Origin of the sequence: Streptomyces sp. NPDC059373 (assembly GCF_042751495.1) — a bacterium.
Lineage (GTDB): Bacteria > Actinomycetota > Actinomycetes > Streptomycetales > Streptomycetaceae > Actinacidiphila.
Genome location: NZ_JBHYXC010000005.1, coordinates 26,248 through 42,552 on the forward strand (window position 1 = coordinate 26,248; position 16,305 = coordinate 42,552).

Genomic DNA, 16,305 nt, shown 5'->3' on the forward strand with positions numbered 1-16,305 from the left:
GATGGAACTGCCCCGGATCATCAGTGTCGACGATCACGTGATCGAGCCCGCACACCTCTTCGAGACCTGGCTGCCCGCCGCATACCGGGACCGGGGTCCGCAGCCGCTCACCGCGGGAATCGGGGAGCTCGCCTATGTGGGCGGGAAGTACCAGATCACGATGGACCCGGACGGGCCGCCGACGGACTGGTGGATCTACGAGGACCTGAAGTTCCCGTACAAGCGGAACATCGCGGCCGTCGGCTTCGACCGGGACGACATGACCCTGGAGGGCATCACCCGCGACCAGATGCGACGCGGCTGCTGGGACCCCAAGGCCCGCCTCGCCGACATGGACCTCAACCACGTCGAGGGCTCGCTCTGCTTCCCGACCTTCCCGCGCTTCTGCGGCCAGACCTTCGCCGAGGCCAAGGACAAGGAGGTCGCCCTCGCCTGCGTACGCGCCTACAACGACTGGATGGTCGAGGAATGGTGCGGCGACAGCGGCGGCCGGCTGATCCCGCTCTGCCTGATCCCGCTGTGGGACGTCGACCTCGCCGTCGCGGAGATCCGCCGCAATGCCGCGCGGGGGGTGCGGGCAGTGACCTTCAGCGAGATCCCGACCCACCTGGGCCTGCCCAGCATCCACTCCGGCTACTGGGACCCCTTCTTCGCGGTCTGCGAGGAGACCGGCACGGTCGTCAACATGCACATCGGCTCGTCCTCGCAGATGCCGGCCGCATCCCCGGACGCGCCGCCCGCCGTCCAGGCCTCGCTGAGCTTCAACAACGCGATGGCCTCGATGATGGACTTCCTCTTCAGCGGGGTGCTGGTGAAATTCCCCCGCCTCAAGCTCGCGTACAGCGAGGGCCAGATGGGATGGATCCCGTACGCCCTGGAGCGCGCCGACGACGTCTGGGAGGAGCACCGCGCCTGGGGCGGGGTGCGCGACCTGATCCCCGAGCCCCCGTCGACGTACTACTACCGGCAGATCTTCTGCTGCTTCTTCCGCGACAAGCACGGCGTCGCGTCCATCGATGTCGTGGGCCGCGACAACGCGACCTTCGAGACCGACTACCCGCACGTCGACTCGACCTTCCCGCACACCAAGGAAGTCGCCCTCGACCATGTGAAGGGGCTCGACGACGAGACCGTCTACAAGCTCATGCGCGGCAACGCCATCCGGATGCTGGGGCTGGAGCCGGACCGTGGGTAGTTGAGATGGACCTGAGATACACGGAGGCCGAGGAAGCCTTCCGGCATGAGCTGCGGGACTGGCTCGGGAAGGCGCTGCCCACCCTTCCCCCGAAGCCCGACCCGGCGGACTGGCCCGGGCGGCGGGCGTACGACGCCGGATGGCAGCGGATGCTGTACGTCGCCGGATACGCCGACCTGCGCTGGAACGCCCCGCCGACCCGGCGACTGATCTTCCTTGAGGAGACCGAGCGGGCCGGGGCACCCTATGTGGGAGCGAACTTCGTCGGGCTGCTGCACGCCGGGCCGACGATCGCCGCCGAGGGAACGCCGGAGCAGCGCGAGCGGTGGCTGCCGCCGATCCTGCGCGGTGACGAGGTGTGGTGCCAGGGCTTCAGCGAGCCGGAGGCCGGCTCGGACCTGGCGTCCCTCCGAACCCGGGCGGTCCGGGACGGCGACGACTACATCGTCAGCGGCAGCAAGATCTGGACCTCGCACGCCGAGGTCGCCGACTGGTGCGAGCTGCTGGTGCGCACCGGCCCCGCCGCCACCGGGCCGAAGCACCGGGGCATCACCTGGCTGGCCATGTCGATGGACGCTCCCGGCATCACCATCCGCCCGCTGCGCACGCTTGCCGGGACGGCGGAGTTCGCCGAGGTCTTCCTGGACGAGGTGCGGGTGCCGGCCGCCAACCGGGTCGGCGCCGAGAACGACGGCTGGCGGGTCACCATGGTCACCCTCTCCTTCGAGCGCGGCACCGCCTTCGTCGGTGAGGTCGTGGCCTGCCGTCGGGTGCTGGGCGAGCTCGCCCGCGCCGCCAGGGAGACCGGGACCTGGGACGACCCGGTGCTGCGGCGACGCCTCGGCCGGCTCGCCGCCGAGTTCTCCGTCCTGTGGCGGCTGATCCAGTGGAACGTCAGCGCGGGCGAGCCGGGGGTCGGCGGCTCGGTGTTCAAGCTGCGGTACTCGCACGCCCGGCAGGAGCTGTACGACACGGCGGCCGACATCCTGGGCCCCCGCGCGCTGGATCTGGGCGGCGGGCGCCCCTGGACCGCCGACCGTCTGTCCTCGTTGTCGTACACCATCGCGGCGGGCACCTCGCAGATCCAGAAGAACATCGTCGCCGAGCGGATCCTCGGCCTCCCCAAGGGAAGGTGAGCGGCGGTGCACTTCCAGCTCTCCGTGGAACAGCGGGCCCTGCGGACGGGTATGCGCCAGCTGTTGGCAGCCCGGTTCCCGCCCGAGGCGCTGCGCGCTCTTGCCGGGGCACCGACCGGTGCTCCCGCGCTCGACCGAGGGCTGTGGCGGGAGCTGGCCGGGGCCGGCTTCTTCGCGCTGCGGCTGCCGGAGGCGGAGGGCGGGGTGGGGCTGGGCCTCCCGGAGGCGGTGCTGCTCTTCGAGGAGGCGGGCCGGGCGCTACTGCCCGGGCCTCTGGCGGCGACACACCTCGCGGCCGGACGGATCCCCGGCGCCGCGAGCGGCGAGGCCGTCGTCACCGCTGTGGACGGCGAACTCATCGAGTGGCTCGACGAGGCGGACCAAGTCGTCGGCTCCTACGAGAGCGCCGAGCCCATCCGGTCCGTCGACCCGCTCACCCCCCTGCACCTCGCGTCGGGTGGACCGGTGCGGCCGCCCGGCCCGGAGATCGTTCTGCTGACCTCGGCCCAACAGCTCGGCAGTGCCGGCCGGACCCTCGAACTGGCCGTACAACACGCCCGGGCGCGAGAGCAGTTCGGACGGCCCATCGGGTCCTTCCAGGCCGTCAAGCATCTGTGCGCGGACATGCTGCTGCGCGTCGAGATGGCGCGTACCGCAGTGTACGCGGCTGCGGTGACCGGCGACCGCGGCGAGACCGCCGCCGCGAAGCTCCTCGCCGACCAGGCGGCCGGCGGCAACGCCCGTGACTGTCTGCAGATATTCGGGGGGATGGGCTTCACCTGGGAGGCGGAGGTGCACCTGCACATTAAGCGTTCCTGGGTGTTGGCGGCCCGCTGTGGGGGTGCGGGCGACTACGAGGAGGCACTCGCCGAGCGGTTGCTCGATGTCAGCATGTGAGGTGATTTGCGAGCTATGTCCGATAGGGCAGGGATAAGTGGTGCCCGAGTGTTGATATCGGGTTGTGTCCGAGGTGTGACTTGTCACGCGGTGGAGTCGAGGCCCGGCTCGGGTACGCTCCATCGGGTGCGAGTAGTGACGAGGCGCGGCAATTGCGTGGATCTCAGGAATGAGGTCCCGCGAGCTTCGCGCTGTCCGACTCTCTGTAATGAGCCCCGCACAGTATGCAGCACTGATGCCCCTTTGCGCTGGAATATGCCTGAAGCGCTTGTTGGGGTGACCGCAGGTAAATCATGCTGTGTTGCGTCGAGGTCACGCTCGGTGAGCGTGGCAGGGCGCCAGGCGATGTGTCCGCCGGTTCGGATGGTGTGAGAGGTGCAGGTCCTTCAGGTTCAGCTTGAAGTGGGTCCCGACCCTGCCGAGGTGGGGCGAGCCCGTCGGTGGGCGCGCTCGCGGCTCATGGGGTCCGGGATAGGGGCCGATGAGCCACTTGCCGAGACGCTGATCCTGCTGATCTCGGAGCTGGTCACCAACGCCGTCGTGCACACCGGCTGCCCGGCTGTCCTGCGGATGCTCTTCGAGTCCGCCCAGTCCCCGGAGCGCGACACCGTGCGCGTCGAGGTCGCCGACACCAGCGACTGCCCGCCCCGCCCCCGGCACGCCGAACGGGACGAGACGGGCGGCCGGGGCCTGGAACTGGTCGACGGGCTGGCCGACCGGTGGGGCTGGGAGCCCGAGGGTCACGGCAAGCAGATCTGGTGCGAGATCGACCGTGCCGCGCTGCCGTCCGCGACCGTGCCCAAGCAGCCCGGGGGGCTGCTCAGCCGCCAGGCCTAGAGCCTCGAGAGCCTTGAGCCTCAGGGGCCTAGAGAACGGCCACCGGTGCGACCGGGCTGCCCGTGCCGCCGACGAAGGGCTCCGGGGTGGCGTCCAGCAGGAACTCGTACCGCCCGGCATCGGCGCACGCCTCGGACAGCGCCTCCAGATTCCAGTTCTGGCCCTGAAGCATGCCCATCTCGACGAGGTCGAGCGCGTGCACGGGCAGCCATAGATTCTCGATCTCCGGCGGGAAGATCTCAAAGGTCAGCGTGTCGTTGGCGACGGCTGCCACGTCCCGCGCGTGGAACCACTCCGGTGTGCGCACCGACAGGCCCGGTGACGGGAACGCGTAGGCATGTTTGTCCCCGGCGAGGCAGAGCTGGATCTGCCCGGTGCGGACCAGCACGATGTCCCCGGACCGGACCCTGGTGCCGGTCAGTTCCTCGGCCGCTTCCAGGTCCTCGGGGGTCACTGCGTGGCCGCCCGGCAGGCGTTGGGCGTCCCGGGCCCGGGCCACGTCGAGAAGTACGCCCCGGGAGACCAGGCTGGTCACCTTCTCGATGCCGCTGAAGGCCGCGCCGGCGTGAGCGGTGACGGAGTCGGCGGGGCGGCCGTTGTATATCCGGCCGGAGTGCGAGACATGGGTCAGGCCGTCCCAGTGGGTCGCCGCCTGTAGGCCCATCGTGACGGCGTCGTCGCTGGTGGCGACGGTGCCGGGGCCGAACATCTCCCAGTTCAGCATCACCATGGTGTGCAGGGGATTGACCCGGCCCGGGATCATCCCGGTCTGCACGCCGTCCTGCTGCAGGGGCAGTGCCAGCGGGATCCGGCGCCCGGTGCGGACGGTGGCCGCCGCCTGCCGGACCACCTCATCGGTGATCAGGTTGAGGGTGCCGATCTCGTCGTCCTCGCCCCAGCGGCCCCAGTTGTTGACGCGCTTGGCCATGGCGTGGAACTCGGCGGGGAGGGACATCGATGCCTCCTGGTCGTAGGGCCGGTCGTAGGGCTTGTGCTGGGGCGCGTATCTGCTTCTAGAATCTAACGGTCCGTCAGAAACTCTGAGAAGGGCTGGGACGGGACGTGGGCAATTTCCTTGCGGGCAAGGTCGTGGCAGTGACCGGCGCCGGTCGCGGCATCGGGCGGGCAGTGGCCCTGGCCTGTGCGGCCGAGGGCGCGAAAGTGGTCGTCAACGACTACGGAGTCGGTATCGACGGCAGCGAACCGACCAGCGAGATCGCGGCAGCGGTCGTGAAGGAGATCGAGGCGGCCGGCGGCGAGGCCGTCGCCGTCGCCGACGACGTGGCCACGATGGCGGGCGGCGAGCGGATCGTCTCGACGGCCGTCGAGACGTACGGGCGGATCGACGGCGCGGTCTGCGTCGCCGGAATCCTGCGGGAGCGGATGCTCTTCAACATGGCCGAGGAGGAGTGGGATCCGGTCATCGCCACCCATCTCAAGGGCACCTTCACCGTCTTCCGGGCGGCCGGCGCGGTCATGCGGAAACAGGGCGCCGGCACGCTGGTGGGCTTCACCAGCGGCAACCACCAGGGCAGCGTCTCGCAGGCCAACTACTCCGCGGCCAAGGGCGGCATCATCTCCCTGGTGCGCAGCGCGGCACTCGGCCTGAACCGCTACGGGGTCACCGCCAACTGCGTCGCCCCGGTGGCGCGGACCCGGATGTCCGCCAACGTGCCGATGGAGCTGACGGAGATCGGCGAGCCCGAGGACGTCGCCGCCATGGTGGTGTTCCTGCTGAGCGACCGTGCGGCCGGCATCACCGGGCAGGTCTACACGGTCGCAGGACCCAAGATCGCGGTGTGGGCGCAGCCGCGTGAACTGCGTTCGGCCTACGCCGAGGGCGGGGCCTGGACGCCGCAGCGGATCGCGGACTGCCTGCCCGGCACGGTCGGGACCGACCCGATGCCGATGCTCGCCCAGCTCGAGGCCATGCGGGCAGCCGCCGCGTCCCGTGCCTCGGGCACGGCGGAGTCGTGACGTGGACTTCAGCTTCGGCCCTGAGGCCGAGACCTTCCGCGCTGAGGCCCGCACATGGCTCGCCGCGCACCCCGCCGGGGACGGCGGACGTGAGTGGGAGCGGACACTGGGCGCCGACGGGTGGATCGGTCTCGCCTGGCAGGGCGACTACGGTAACCGTCACGCCGACCTCGCCCAACAGGTCGCCTGGGGCGAGGAGTACGCCCGGGCGGGGGCGCCCGGCAGGGCGGGGCACATCGGCGAGAACCTGCTCGCGCCCACCTTGGAGGCCCACGGCAGCCAGGAGCAGCGAAGCCGCTTCCTGCCGGCCATCGCGCGCGGCGAGGAGCTGTGGTGCCAGGGCTACAGCGAGCCGGGTGCGGGCTCGGATCTCGCCGGGATCCGGACCTCGGCGGCACACGACGGCCACGGCACCTACCGGGTCACGGGCCAGAAGATCTGGACGTCCCTCGCGCACGAGGCGGACTGGTGCTTCGTGCTGGCCCGCACGGAGCCGGACTCCCGGCGCCACTACGGCCTGAGCCTCCTCCTGGTCCCCATGCGTCAGCCCGGCCGGATCGAGGTCCGGCCGATCCGCCAGCTGACGGGCAGCGCCGAATTCAACGAGGTCTGGTTCGACGGTGCGCAGGCCTCCGCCGATCACATCGTCGGCGGTCCGGGCAACGGCTGGCGCGTGGCCATGGCCCTGCTGGGCTATGAGCGGGGGGTGTCGACCCTCGTCCAGCAAATCGGATTCGGGCTCGAACTGCATGAGGTGATCGCGCAGGCCATCACCTCGGGCGCCGCCGATGACCCTGTCATCCGCGACCGCATCGTCCGCCAGTGGGCCGAGTTGAAGACCATGCGCTGGAACGCCCTGCGCACGCTGGGGACAGCCGACCAGGCCGCCCCCAGCGTGGCCAAGCTGCTGTGGGGCGGCTGGCATCAGCGGCTGGGCGAGCTGGCGGTGGCCGTACGCGGGGCGGCGGCGACCGCCGGACCGACGGCGTGGTCCCCGGAGGCGCCGTACGAACTCGACCGGACACAGCGGCTGTTGCTCTTCAGCCGTGCCGACACGATCTACGGCGGCTCGGACGAAATCCAGCGCACCATCATCGCCGAGCGGGTGCTCGGCCTCCCGAAGGAGCCCCGAGGATGACCCAGCAAAGGCACGGGCAGACGGACGGGCAGGCGTACGGGCAGGCGTACGGGCATCGGTACGGGCACTGGATCGGCGGGCAGTGGCGCCAGGCGGAAGCACACTATGCAGTTGTCAATCCGGCCACTGAGGAGACCGTCGGGCACGCCCCCGAAGCGGGCCCGGCGGACGTGGACGCTGCGGTGCGCGCGGCCCGGGAGGCGTACGGGGAGTGGTCCCGTACGAGCCCTCGGGGGCGCGCCGCGGTCCTGGAGCGGATCGCGGACGTCCTCGCCTCGCGGTCGGCGGATCTCGTACCGCTGCTCCAGTCGGAGACGGGGGCGACGATCCGGGTCGCGTCAAGCATGCAGATTCCTACGGCTGTCGAGCGCTTCCGGCGCTATGCGCGCGGGGCCGTCGAGCCGGACACGCTCCCGCTGGCGCCGCAGCCGGTCAGGGCCACGCCGCTCGCAGCGGGCGGGCTCATCGGCGCCGCCGCCGTACGCCGTCCTGTGGGTGTGGTCGGATGCATCACCTCCTACAACTTCCCTCTGGTGAATCTCGCGGGCAAGGTGGCACCCGCGCTGGCCATGGGTAATACGGTCGTCGCCAAGCCGGCCCAGCAGGACCCGCTGACCTGCCTCCTGCTGGGTGAGGTCATGAAGGAAGCAGGCCTGCCCGACGGCGTATTCAATGTCGTCACCGGCTCGGGTGCGGCGGCCGGCGAGGCACTGGTCGCGCACCCGGGCGTCGACATGGTCAGCTTCACCGGCTCGACGGCGGTCGGGAAGGCGATCGCACGCTCGGCCGGAACCACGATGAAGCGGACCCTGCTGGAACTCGGCGGCAAAGGCGCCGCCATCGTCCTGCGGGACGCCGAGGCCGACGCCTCGGTCCTCAGATCAGCGATATCTGCTGTCGGTTCGACATGGGCTTTCCATTCCGGTCAGATCTGCACGGCGCCAACACGCGTGCTGGTACACCGTGATCAATACGAGCTGGTGATCACCACACTTGAACAATACGCTCAGTCACTGACAATCGGGGACCCTGTGGATAACTCCACCATCGTCGGCCCCCTCATCAGCGCAGCTCAGCGCGACCGTGTAGAGACATTCATCGCCGGCGCCCGCGACCAGGGCGCCCGCATCGTCACTGGCGGTCAACGCCCGGACCTCAAACCGGGCTTCTACGCCGCCCCCACCCTCATCGCCGACGTCACCCCCGACATGACCGTCGCCCAGGAGGAGATCTTCGGCCCCGTCGTCGTCGCCATCGCGTACGACACCGAGGACGAGGCCGTCGAGATCGCCAACGGCACCCCCTACGGCCTCTACGACTACGTCTTCTCCGCCGACCCCGGCCGTGCCTGGGCCGTGGCCGCCCGGCTCCGCACCGGAAACGTCGGCATCAACACCGCTCAGCGGCACCCCGAGACGCCGTTCGGCGGCTTCAAGGAGAGCGGTGTCGGCCGCGACGGCGGCTCCTTCGGCCTCCATGCGTACAGCGAACTCCAGGCGGTGGTGTGGTCATGAGAGGCGTGATCTTCGACGGTACGGCAGCCGCGGTTGTCGATGACCTGACCGTCCGCGATCCGGGTCCCGGTGAGGTGCTCGTACGCATCCAGGCCGCCGGCCTCTGCCACAGCGACCTGTCCGTCATCGACGGCACCATCCCCTTCCCCGCCCCCGTCGTGCTCGGCCATGAGGGCGCCGGGATCGTGGAGGCGGTCGGCCCGGGGGTCGGCCATGTCGTGCCGGGCGACCATGTCGCGCTGTCCACCCTGGCCAGCTGCGGTACGTGCGCGGACTGCGACCGGGGCCGCCCGACGATGTGCCGCAAGGCGATCGGCGGCCCCACCAGACCGTTCACCCGGCAGGGTGAGGGCGTGTTCAACTTCGCCTCCAACTCCGCCTTCGCCGAGCGCACCGTCGTCAAGGCCGTCCAGGCGGTCCGGATCCCCGAGGACATCCCCTTCACCTCCGCAGCCCTGATCGGCTGCGGCGTGCTCACCGGCGTCGGCGCCGTCCTCAACCGGGCCAAGGTCGCCCGGGGCGAGACCGTGGTCGTCATCGGCACCGGCGGCATCGGCCTCAACGTCCTTCAGGGCGCACGCCTCGCCGGGGCGGTCCGGATCGTCGCCGTCGAGACGAATCCGGCCAAGGAGGCGCTGGCGAGGCAGTTCGGCGCCACGGACTTCGTCGGCTCGGCGGCGGACGTACGCCGCCTGCTGCGCACCGGCGCGGACCACGTCTTCGAATGCGTCGGCCGCACCTCGCTCATCCGGGAGGCCGTCGACCTGCTCGACCGCCACGGGCAGGCCGTCCTCCTGGGCGTCCCGCCCGCCGATGCCGAGGCGTCCTTCCTGGTCTCCTCGATGTACCTCGACAAGGCGATTCTCGGCTGCCGTTACGGATCCTCGCGACCGCAGCACGACATCGCCCTGTACGCCGAGCTCTACCGCAGAGGGCAGCTCCTCCTCGACGAACTGGTCACCGAGACCTACCCGGTCGAGGACTTCGCCAAGGCTGCCGACGACGCTCACCACGGGCGCGTGGCGCGGGGCGTACTCACCTTCTGAGGCTTCTGAAGGTCACGTTCTGAAAGTGCGCCGGTACGCCGTCGGGGAGACCCCGAGCGCCGTTTGAAGGTGCTGCCGCATAGAAGCGGCGGTTCCGAAGCCGGCCTCCCGGGCGACCTGGTCGACAGACAGATCGCTGGACTCCAGCAGCCCGCGGGCGCGTTCGATGCGCTGCGCGACCAGCCATTGCCCCGGGCTGACGCCGACCTCCTCACGGAAGCGGCGCGTGAAGGTCCGAACGCTCATCGACTCGTGCTCGGCCAGTTCGCGCAGCACCAGCGGCCGTTCGAGGCGGGCCAGCGCCCAGGCGCGGGCGGCGGCGGTGGTGGCGAGCTGCGGCTCGGGGACGGGCCGTTGGACGTACTGCGCCTGGCCGCCCTCGCGGTGTGGGGGGACGAGGCTGGAGCGGGCACTGGAGTTGGCGACGGCGGTGCCGTGGTCGCGTCGTACGAGATGCAGGCACAGGTCGATGCCGGAAGCGACGCCGGCGGAGGTGAGGACGTCGCCATTGTCGACGTAGAGGACGTCCGGCTCGACCTTGACCTTGGGGAACAGCGACTGGAAGTGCTGGGCGCTGTTCCAGTGGGTGGTGGCCCGCAGGCCGTCGAGCCGGCCGGCGGCGGCCAGGAAGTACGCACCCGTGCAGATGGAAACTAGGCGCGCACCCGGCCGGATCCGGTCGAAGGCGGCGGCAAGAGGCTCCGGGTTACGGCCTTCCGTATGGGCGCGCGACTGCTCGTGCGCGGCGGGGACGATGACGGTGTCGGCGGTCTCCAGGGCCTCCGGTCCATGGTGGACGTCGATCTCGAAGTCGGCGTCGGCACGGACCGTCCCAGGTCCGTCCGGGGTGCAGGTCAGCACCTCGTAGAGCGGCTCACCGCCGGGGGTCTTCGCGCCCCGGAAGATCCGGAAGGGGATGCCCAGCTCGAAGGGGATGACGCCGTGCTGGACGAGGACGGCGACGCGGTGGGGCGTCCTTACGCTGCTGACGACTGTCATGGCCCGATCCTTGCACATCATGGCTATCGGGCCACTCGTTTCGTACGACCCGATGGCCGAGGCTGATCCGGTGACGCAGACACCTCAACTCGCCGCCGCCCAGGACACCCGCCCTCCGTTGCCACGCAAGCCCCGCGTCCACCGCGCCTGGTCGGTGGCGGCGGTCGCCTTTGTCACGCTGATCGGCTCGGCCGGCTTCGCCTCCCTCCCCTCCCTGCTGATCGACCCGCTGCACACCGAATTCGGCTGGTCACGGGGCATGATCGGCTTCGCGGTGTCGGTCAACCTCGCGCTGTACGGGTTCACGGCACCCTTCGCCGCCGCGCTGATGGATCGTTTCGGCATCCGGCGGGTCGTGGCGTGCGCACTCACCACGATCGCGGTCGGCGCCGGGCTGACCGTCTTCATGACGCAGAGCTGGCAACTGGTGCTGTGCTGGGGCGTCCTGGTCGGACTCGGCAGCGGCTCCATGGCGCTGGCCTTCGCCGCGACCGTCACCAACCGCTGGTTCGTCGCCCGGCGCGGCCTGATCACCGGCGTCCTGACGGCGGCGGGCGCGGCAGGCCAGCTGGTCTTCCTGCCGCTGCTGTCGGTGATCGTCGAGCACTCCGGCTGGCGTCCGGCCGCGCTCACCGTCGCCTGTGCGGCGCTCGCGGTCGTCCCCTTCGTATGGCTGCTGCTGCGCGACCACCCGGCCGACGTGGGCCTGGCCGCGTACGGTGCCGAGGCCTTCGTGCCGAAGCCCGCACCTGTGCCGGGGGCCGCCAGGCGGGCGGTGAAGGCGCTGTTCTCGGCATCCCGTACGGGGACCTTCTGGCTGCTCGGCGGCACGTTCGCGATATGCGGCGCTTCTACGAACGGTCTGGTCAAAACCCACTTCGTGCCGGCCGCCCACGATCACGGCATGCCGGTGACGGCCGCCGCGTCCCTGCTCGCGGTCATCGGGATCTTCGACATCGTGGGGACGGTCGCCTCGGGATGGTTCACCGACCGCTTCAGTCCTCGGCGGCTGCTGGCCGTCTACTACGGACTGCGTGGTCTGTCGCTGATGTTCCTGCCGATGCTGCTGGCCGACACCCTGCACCCGCCCATGGTGCTCTTCATCGTCTTCTACGGCCTCGACTGGGTGGCCACCGTCCCGCCCACCATCGCGCTGTGCCGCGAGCACTACGGTGACGACGCCGCCATCGTCTTCGGCTGGGTCCTCGCCTCCCACCAGGTGGGCGCCGCCCTTGTCGCCTTCCTCGGCGGCGTCGCGCGGGACGCCTTCGGCTCGTACGACGTCGTCTGGTACAGCTCCGGCGCGCTGTGCGCGGTGGCCGCGCTGATGGCTCTGGTGATCCGGCAGCGGGGGGTCACGGCGGCCCCGACGGCAGCTCCGGCGACTGTCTGAGGCTGTTGGTAGCCTGGCGGCACATTGTTCGCGTCGCCGGGGGACGACTGCGGCGGCACATGCCGGCCTCCTTCGGTACGGAGGGAGGCATCGGGTGAGGCACGTGAGGACCCTGGTGGCCGCGGTGGCCTCGGTGACTGCCGCCGCGGTGGCTGTGTCACCGGCCGCCTGCGGCGGAGGATCCGACGGCGGCGGCAAGAACGGCTCCGACCCGGCCGGCCTGTCCGGGAACGGCGCGTCCGCCTCACCGCTCACCAAGCTCTCCGTACCGCCCGTCCCCGTGTCGCTCACCTCCGGCTCGGCCAAGGCGCTCACCAAGGGGCTGGAGATACCGGTCGCCGTATTCGACGACCGGGGGCTCTTCGTCACCGAGGAGGCCGGGAACACACGGCGGATCGTCGTCTACTCACGCGCGTAAGTCCCGAAGCGGCCCTGGTGGAAGAGCAACGGCCCCTCGGCCTCGTCCGTGCTGCCCAGACGTTCCACCCGGCCGACGACGATCAGGTGATCGCCGCCGGTGTGCACCGCGTGGATCGTGCAGTCGATCCATGCGGGCACGCCGCCCAGGCGTGGAGAGCCGGTCACGGGCGCCGGATCCCATGCCACGCCCGCGAACTTGTCCGTCCCGCTCGCCGCGAACTGCCGGCACAGGGCTTCCTGTCCCGCGCCCAGGACGTTGACGCAGAAGACGCCCGCACCGGCGATCCGGGGCCAGCTCGTCGACGTACGCCCCACCATGAAGGCGACCAGCGGCGGATCCAGGGACAGCGAAGCGAACGACTGGCAGGCGAAGCCCGCAGGGCCGTCCTCGGCGCCGCCCGGCGCGGTGATCACGGTGACCCCGCTCGCGAAGTTGCCCAGCACCCGGCGGAATTCGCCCGGCTCGACCGGTGCCCGCTCGTCCGGCCGCACCGCGCGCAGATCGGGGCGTGGCAGCGGGTCGAGCGGGCCGGCAGTTGTCGCGGCGCCGACCGACCGTAGATAGCGGACGGCCGCGGCCGCCATGCCTGCGTGTCCCATCACATCTCCCATTGAAGCTGACGCATCGTCAGATAGGAAGGGTGGGGGAGGGTGGGCGTGAGCCCTTAGCGGCCCCGGAATTCGGGCGGGCGGCGTTCGATGAAGCTGCGTACGCCTTCCTGGGCGTCGGCGGTGGCCATGTTGAGCTCCTGGGCGGCGGCTTCGGCGGCGAAGGCGGTGCTGCGGTCGGAGTCGAGGGAGGCGTTGACGAGCTGTTTGGTGAGGGCGAAGGCACGGGTGGGGCCGGAGGCGAGGCGTTCGGCCCAGGCGCGGGCGGTCTTGGCGAGGTCGTCGGCGGGGACGACGCGGTTGACGAGGCCGAGGCGCTCGGCGGCGACGGCGGGGAGGTCGTCGCCGAAGAAGAGCAGTTCCTTCGCGCGCTGCGGGCCGACCAGGCGGGGAAGGAGGTACGCGCCGCCGCCGTCCGGCACGAGGCCGCGGCGGACGAAGACCTCGACGAACTTGGCGCTGTCGGCGGCGATCACGAGGTCGCAGGCCAGGGCGAGGTGCGCGCCGATTCCGGCGGCGGTGCCGTTGACGGCGGCGAGCACGGGCTTCTCGCAGTCCAGGACGGCGGCGATGAGGCGCTGCGCGCCGCGCCGGATCGTACGGGCCACGTCGCCGGGTCGGGGATCGGTGGCGGCCGCGCCGCCGCGGAGGTCCGCGCCGGCGCAGAACGCCCGGCCGGTGGCGGTGATCACCACGGCGCGTACGGCGGGGTCGGCGGAGGTTTCCTCCAGCAGGTGAATGATCCGCTCGCGGTGGTCCCAGGTCAGGGCGTTCATGGCCTCGGGGCGGTCGAGGGTGATCCACGAGACCCCGTTGTCAGTGGCGTGCCGTACAACTGAATCAACGGGATCAACCGGATCTTCACGGGGGGAATCGGTCATGGAGGGCATGGGAGAGCAGCTCCTAGCGGCAGACGGCGAGCGCGTCGAGGGCCACCGCACCCTGGCCGCGGGGCAGGACCATCAGCGGGTTGATGTCGAGCTCGGCGAGGCTGTCGCCGAGTTCCATGGCCATGCGCTGGACGCGGAGGACGATGTCGACGAGCCCGTCGACATCGGCGGGGGGCGCGCCGCGTACGCCGTCGAGCAGCCGCGCGCCGCGCAGTTCGCGGAGCAGGTCCCGCGCGGTGGCGTCGCCGAAGGGCGGTATGCGGACGGCGGTGTCGCGCAGGACCTCGACGAGGACGCCGCCGAGGCCGGCGGTGACGGTGGGGCCGAAGAGGGGGTCGTGGGTGACGCCGAGGACCATCTCGACGCCGCGCTCGATCATTTGGCAGACGAGGATGCCGTCGAGGTCGACGCCTTCGTAGCGGGCGGCGTCGGTGAGCTCGCGATAGGCGTCGCGGACCTGGCTGGCGGAGGTGAGGCCGACCTTGACCAGGCCGAGTTCGGTCTTGTGGGCGATCTGCGCGCCGGAGGCCTTCATCACCACCGGGTAGCCGACCAGCCCGGCCGCCCGGACGGAGCCGGCGGCGCTGGTGACCAGCTGCTCGCGCGGGACGCGGATGCCGTACGCCCGCAGAAGCTGCTTCGCCGCGTGCTCGCTGAGCTGCGTGCCCGGGCGGAGCAGGCCGCGCGCTTTGCGGGCGGAGGACGACGGCGTGCGCGGGGCGTCGTCGAAGGGGGAGTGATAGGCGGCGGTGAAGCGATGGTGGCCGAGGTAGGCCCGTACGGCAGTGATGCAGTTGCCGAAGGTACGGAAGGTGGCGAGCCGGGAGGAGCCGAGGAGGGTGTGGCGGTAGGCGTCCTCGGTGCCGATGGGGGAGCCCCAGACGACGCAGATCAGCTTGTCGGTCGCCTCCGCCGCATCGGCCAGGTCCTGCGCCAGCTTGTCGCTCATCGGCGGGAAGGGGCCGGTGATCGGGCAGATGAGGACACCGACGTCCGGGTCGGCGAGGATCGCGTCGATGATCTTGCGGCCCCGCCAGTCGCCGACGGGGTGACCGCCGTTGTCGACGGGGTTGGCGACCTGCAGATACTCCGGGATCCACTGGTGCAGCTCGGCCTGCTTGGCCTCGGAAAGGGTGGGCAGGGGGAGGCCGGCCGCTGTGGCGAGGTCGGCGAAGTGGGCGCCGGTGCCGCCGGATATCGAATACACGACGACGCCCTCGGCGGCCGGGGGCCTGGCCCGGGCCAGCAGGGTCGCGGTGTCCTGCAGCTCGTCGAGGCCGTCGACGCGGATGACGCCGAACTGCCGGAAGGCGGCGTCGATCACGTCGTCGGCACCGGTCAGCTTGCCGGTGTGTGAGGCGGCGGTGCGGGCTCCGGTCTCGGTGCGGCCGACCTTGACCATGACGACCGGCACCTTGTTGCGGGCGGCGCGGTCGGCGGCGAGGGTGAAGGAGCGGCCGTCCTTGAGTCCTTCGGCGTAGACCGCGATGGCGCCGGTTTCCGGTCGCTGGGCGAAGTAGGAGATGAAGTCGGCGGTTTCGAGGTCGGCCTCATTGCCGGTGGGCGCCCAGTGGCTGAGCCGGATGCCGAGTTCCTGGAGGGTGTGGAGCGGCCGGCCCTGGTGGCCTGACTGGGTGATCAGGGCGATGGCAGGTCCGGTCAGGTCCTCGCGGAAGGTCTCGAAGGCGTTGAGGTTGGTGTTGGGGCCGAGCAGCCGCAGCCCGGCCCTGGCGGCGGCCTGGGCCAGCCGGGTCTGCGCGGCGGCGCCCTCCTCGCCGGTCTCGGCGAAGCCGGAGGCGAAGACGACGGCGAACCTGACCTTGGCCTCACCGAGTTGCTCGATGACGGGAAGGGGGTCGGCGACCAGCAGCACCGCGAGGTCCGCGGTCTCGGGCAACCCCGCCACGGAAGGGTGGCAGGACAGGCCGAACACGGTCTCGCGGCCGGGGTTGACCGGGTAGAGCCGGGCGCCGACCCGCTCGGCCCAGGCGATGAGCTGCCGGGTGATGCCGGTGTTGGGGCGCCCCTCGGCGTCGGACGCGCCGACGACGGCCACGGCCTCGGGCCGGAAGAACCGGTCCAGGTCCGGGACGGCGGCGTACAACGGACGGCCGCTGACGTCCACGTCGTCCGGGCGTGGTTCGAGCCGACCGGGGCCGGAGGGGTCGGGGTCACGGGTGCTGTACGACGATCCAAGCATGGTCTCGCCCGCTCCTGCCGGTAGGTCCACGAGAACTGACGTGATGTCAGATTA

At 70.9% G+C, this 16,305-nt stretch carries 15 protein-coding genes; 10 read left to right on the forward strand and 5 right to left on the reverse strand.

Translation table 11 applies throughout. The annotated features are described in order from the left end of the window. Position 1: 1 nt before the first annotated feature. The 4 genes from ACFXJ5_RS11545 to ACFXJ5_RS11560 all read left to right on the forward strand — a co-directional run bounded on the left by ACFXJ5_RS11545 (position 2) and on the right by ACFXJ5_RS11560 (position 4,065). Complete coding sequence (locus ACFXJ5_RS11545; RefSeq protein WP_384630120.1) at positions 2–1,195, forward strand: amidohydrolase family protein; 1,194 nt, start codon at positions 2–4, stop codon at positions 1,193–1,195. Positions 1,196–1,200: 5 nt separating this feature from the next. Continuing rightward, the gene (locus ACFXJ5_RS11550) at positions 1,201–2,331 is read left to right on the forward strand and encodes an acyl-CoA dehydrogenase family protein (RefSeq protein ID WP_384630122.1); all 1,131 of its coding nucleotides are present in this window, start codon (positions 1,201–1,203) and stop codon (positions 2,329–2,331) included. 6 nt (positions 2,332–2,337) lie between these two features. After that, the gene (locus tag ACFXJ5_RS11555) at positions 2,338–3,228 is read left to right on the forward strand and encodes an acyl-CoA dehydrogenase family protein (RefSeq protein WP_384630124.1); all 891 of its coding nucleotides are present in this window, start codon (positions 2,338–2,340) and stop codon (positions 3,226–3,228) included. A gap of 375 nt (positions 3,229–3,603) precedes the next feature. Beyond that, the gene (locus ACFXJ5_RS11560) at positions 3,604–4,065 is read left to right on the forward strand and encodes an ATP-binding protein (RefSeq protein WP_384630125.1); all 462 of its coding nucleotides are present in this window, start codon (positions 3,604–3,606) and stop codon (positions 4,063–4,065) included. Positions 4,066–4,093: 28 nt separating this feature from the next. On the opposite strand, the gene ACFXJ5_RS11565 is transcribed toward ACFXJ5_RS11560, so the two are convergent. Beyond that, the gene (locus ACFXJ5_RS11565) at positions 4,094–5,020 is read right to left on the reverse strand and encodes a cyclase family protein (protein ID WP_384630127.1); all 927 of its coding nucleotides are present in this window, start codon (positions 5,018–5,020) and stop codon (positions 4,094–4,096) included. A gap of 107 nt (positions 5,021–5,127) precedes the next feature. Here ACFXJ5_RS11565 and ACFXJ5_RS11570 point away from each other — a divergent pair, with 107 nt between their 5' ends. Genes ACFXJ5_RS11570 through ACFXJ5_RS11585 form a run of 4 tightly spaced genes read left to right on the forward strand, consistent with a single transcriptional unit; the run spans position 5,128 to position 9,740 of the window. Next, positions 5,128–6,042, forward strand: a complete 915-nt coding sequence (locus ACFXJ5_RS11570; protein WP_384630129.1) for an SDR family oxidoreductase — start codon at positions 5,128–5,130, stop codon at positions 6,040–6,042. A 1-nt stretch (position 6,043) separates the two neighbouring features. Then, positions 6,044–7,180, forward strand: a complete 1,137-nt coding sequence (locus ACFXJ5_RS11575; protein WP_384630131.1) for an acyl-CoA dehydrogenase family protein — start codon at positions 6,044–6,046, stop codon at positions 7,178–7,180. Further along, positions 7,177–8,694: an aldehyde dehydrogenase family protein gene (locus tag ACFXJ5_RS11580; RefSeq protein ID WP_384630133.1), complete on the forward strand. Its 1,518-nt coding sequence runs from the start codon at positions 7,177–7,179 to the stop codon at positions 8,692–8,694. The genes ACFXJ5_RS11575 and ACFXJ5_RS11580 overlap by 4 nt, the downstream gene beginning before the upstream one ends. Further along, the gene (locus ACFXJ5_RS11585) at positions 8,691–9,740 is read left to right on the forward strand and encodes a Zn-dependent alcohol dehydrogenase (protein WP_384630135.1); all 1,050 of its coding nucleotides are present in this window, start codon (positions 8,691–8,693) and stop codon (positions 9,738–9,740) included. The genes ACFXJ5_RS11580 and ACFXJ5_RS11585 overlap by 4 nt, the downstream gene beginning before the upstream one ends. 12 nt (positions 9,741–9,752) lie before the next feature. Here ACFXJ5_RS11585 and ACFXJ5_RS11590 read toward each other — a convergent pair whose 3' ends face one another. Next, positions 9,753–10,739 (reverse strand): GlxA family transcriptional regulator, encoded by a 987-nt coding sequence (locus ACFXJ5_RS11590; RefSeq protein ID WP_384630136.1) that lies wholly within the window; start codon positions 10,737–10,739, stop codon positions 9,753–9,755. Positions 10,740–10,758: 19 nt separating this feature from the next. Between ACFXJ5_RS11590 and ACFXJ5_RS11595 the strand changes: the two genes are divergently transcribed. Both ACFXJ5_RS11595 and ACFXJ5_RS11600 read left to right on the forward strand, forming a co-directional pair. Beyond that, a complete protein-coding gene (locus ACFXJ5_RS11595) occupies positions 10,759–12,132 on the forward strand; it encodes an MFS transporter (RefSeq protein WP_384630138.1) in 1,374 nt (457 codons plus the stop codon). 94 nt (positions 12,133–12,226) lie between these two features. Continuing rightward, positions 12,227–12,550: a hypothetical protein gene (locus tag ACFXJ5_RS11600; protein ID WP_384630140.1), complete on the forward strand. Its 324-nt coding sequence runs from the start codon at positions 12,227–12,229 to the stop codon at positions 12,548–12,550. On the opposite strand, the gene ACFXJ5_RS11605 is transcribed toward ACFXJ5_RS11600, so the two are convergent. The 3 genes from ACFXJ5_RS11605 to ACFXJ5_RS11615 form a co-directional block, all read right to left on the reverse strand. Continuing rightward, entirely contained in the window at positions 12,535–13,152 is a 618-nt protein-coding gene (locus tag ACFXJ5_RS11605; protein WP_384630142.1) for a flavin reductase family protein, read from the reverse strand. The genes ACFXJ5_RS11600 and ACFXJ5_RS11605 overlap by 16 nt on opposite strands. Positions 13,153–13,217: 65 nt before the next feature. Then, complete coding sequence (locus ACFXJ5_RS11610; RefSeq protein WP_384630144.1) at positions 13,218–14,042, reverse strand: enoyl-CoA hydratase/isomerase family protein; 825 nt, start codon at positions 14,040–14,042, stop codon at positions 13,218–13,220. Positions 14,043–14,064: 22 nt separating this feature from the next. Further along, entirely contained in the window at positions 14,065–16,251 is a 2,187-nt protein-coding gene (locus ACFXJ5_RS11615) for an acetate--CoA ligase family protein (RefSeq protein WP_384630146.1), read from the reverse strand. Between the last annotated feature and the right edge of the window lie 54 nt (positions 16,252–16,305).

Excerpts from the sequence above, each read along its gene's own strand:
- ACFXJ5_RS11615 (WP_384630146.1), bottom strand. The coding sequence starts at position 16,251 with ATGCTTGGATCGTCGTACAGCACCCGTGACCCCGACCCCTCCGGCCCC.
- ACFXJ5_RS11605 (WP_384630142.1), bottom strand. The coding sequence starts at position 13,152 with ATGGGACACGCAGGCATGGCGGCCGCGGCCGTCCGCTATCTACGGTCG.
- ACFXJ5_RS11565 (WP_384630127.1), bottom strand. The coding sequence starts at position 5,020 with ATGTCCCTCCCCGCCGAGTTCCACGCCATGGCCAAGCGCGTCAACAAC.
- ACFXJ5_RS11590 (WP_384630136.1), bottom strand. The coding sequence starts at position 10,739 with ATGACAGTCGTCAGCAGCGTAAGGACGCCCCACCGCGTCGCCGTCCTC.
- ACFXJ5_RS11585 (WP_384630135.1), top strand. The coding sequence starts at position 8,691 with ATGAGAGGCGTGATCTTCGACGGTACGGCAGCCGCGGTTGTCGATGAC.
- ACFXJ5_RS11580 (WP_384630133.1), top strand. The coding sequence starts at position 7,177 with ATGACCCAGCAAAGGCACGGGCAGACGGACGGGCAGGCGTACGGGCAG.
- ACFXJ5_RS11550 (WP_384630122.1), top strand. The coding sequence starts at position 1,201 with ATGGACCTGAGATACACGGAGGCCGAGGAAGCCTTCCGGCATGAGCTG.
- ACFXJ5_RS11610 (WP_384630144.1), bottom strand. The coding sequence starts at position 14,042 with ATGACCGATTCCCCCCGTGAAGATCCGGTTGATCCCGTTGATTCAGTT.
- ACFXJ5_RS11595 (WP_384630138.1), top strand. The coding sequence starts at position 10,759 with ATGGCTATCGGGCCACTCGTTTCGTACGACCCGATGGCCGAGGCTGAT.
- ACFXJ5_RS11545 (WP_384630120.1), top strand. The coding sequence starts at position 2 with ATGGAACTGCCCCGGATCATCAGTGTCGACGATCACGTGATCGAGCCC.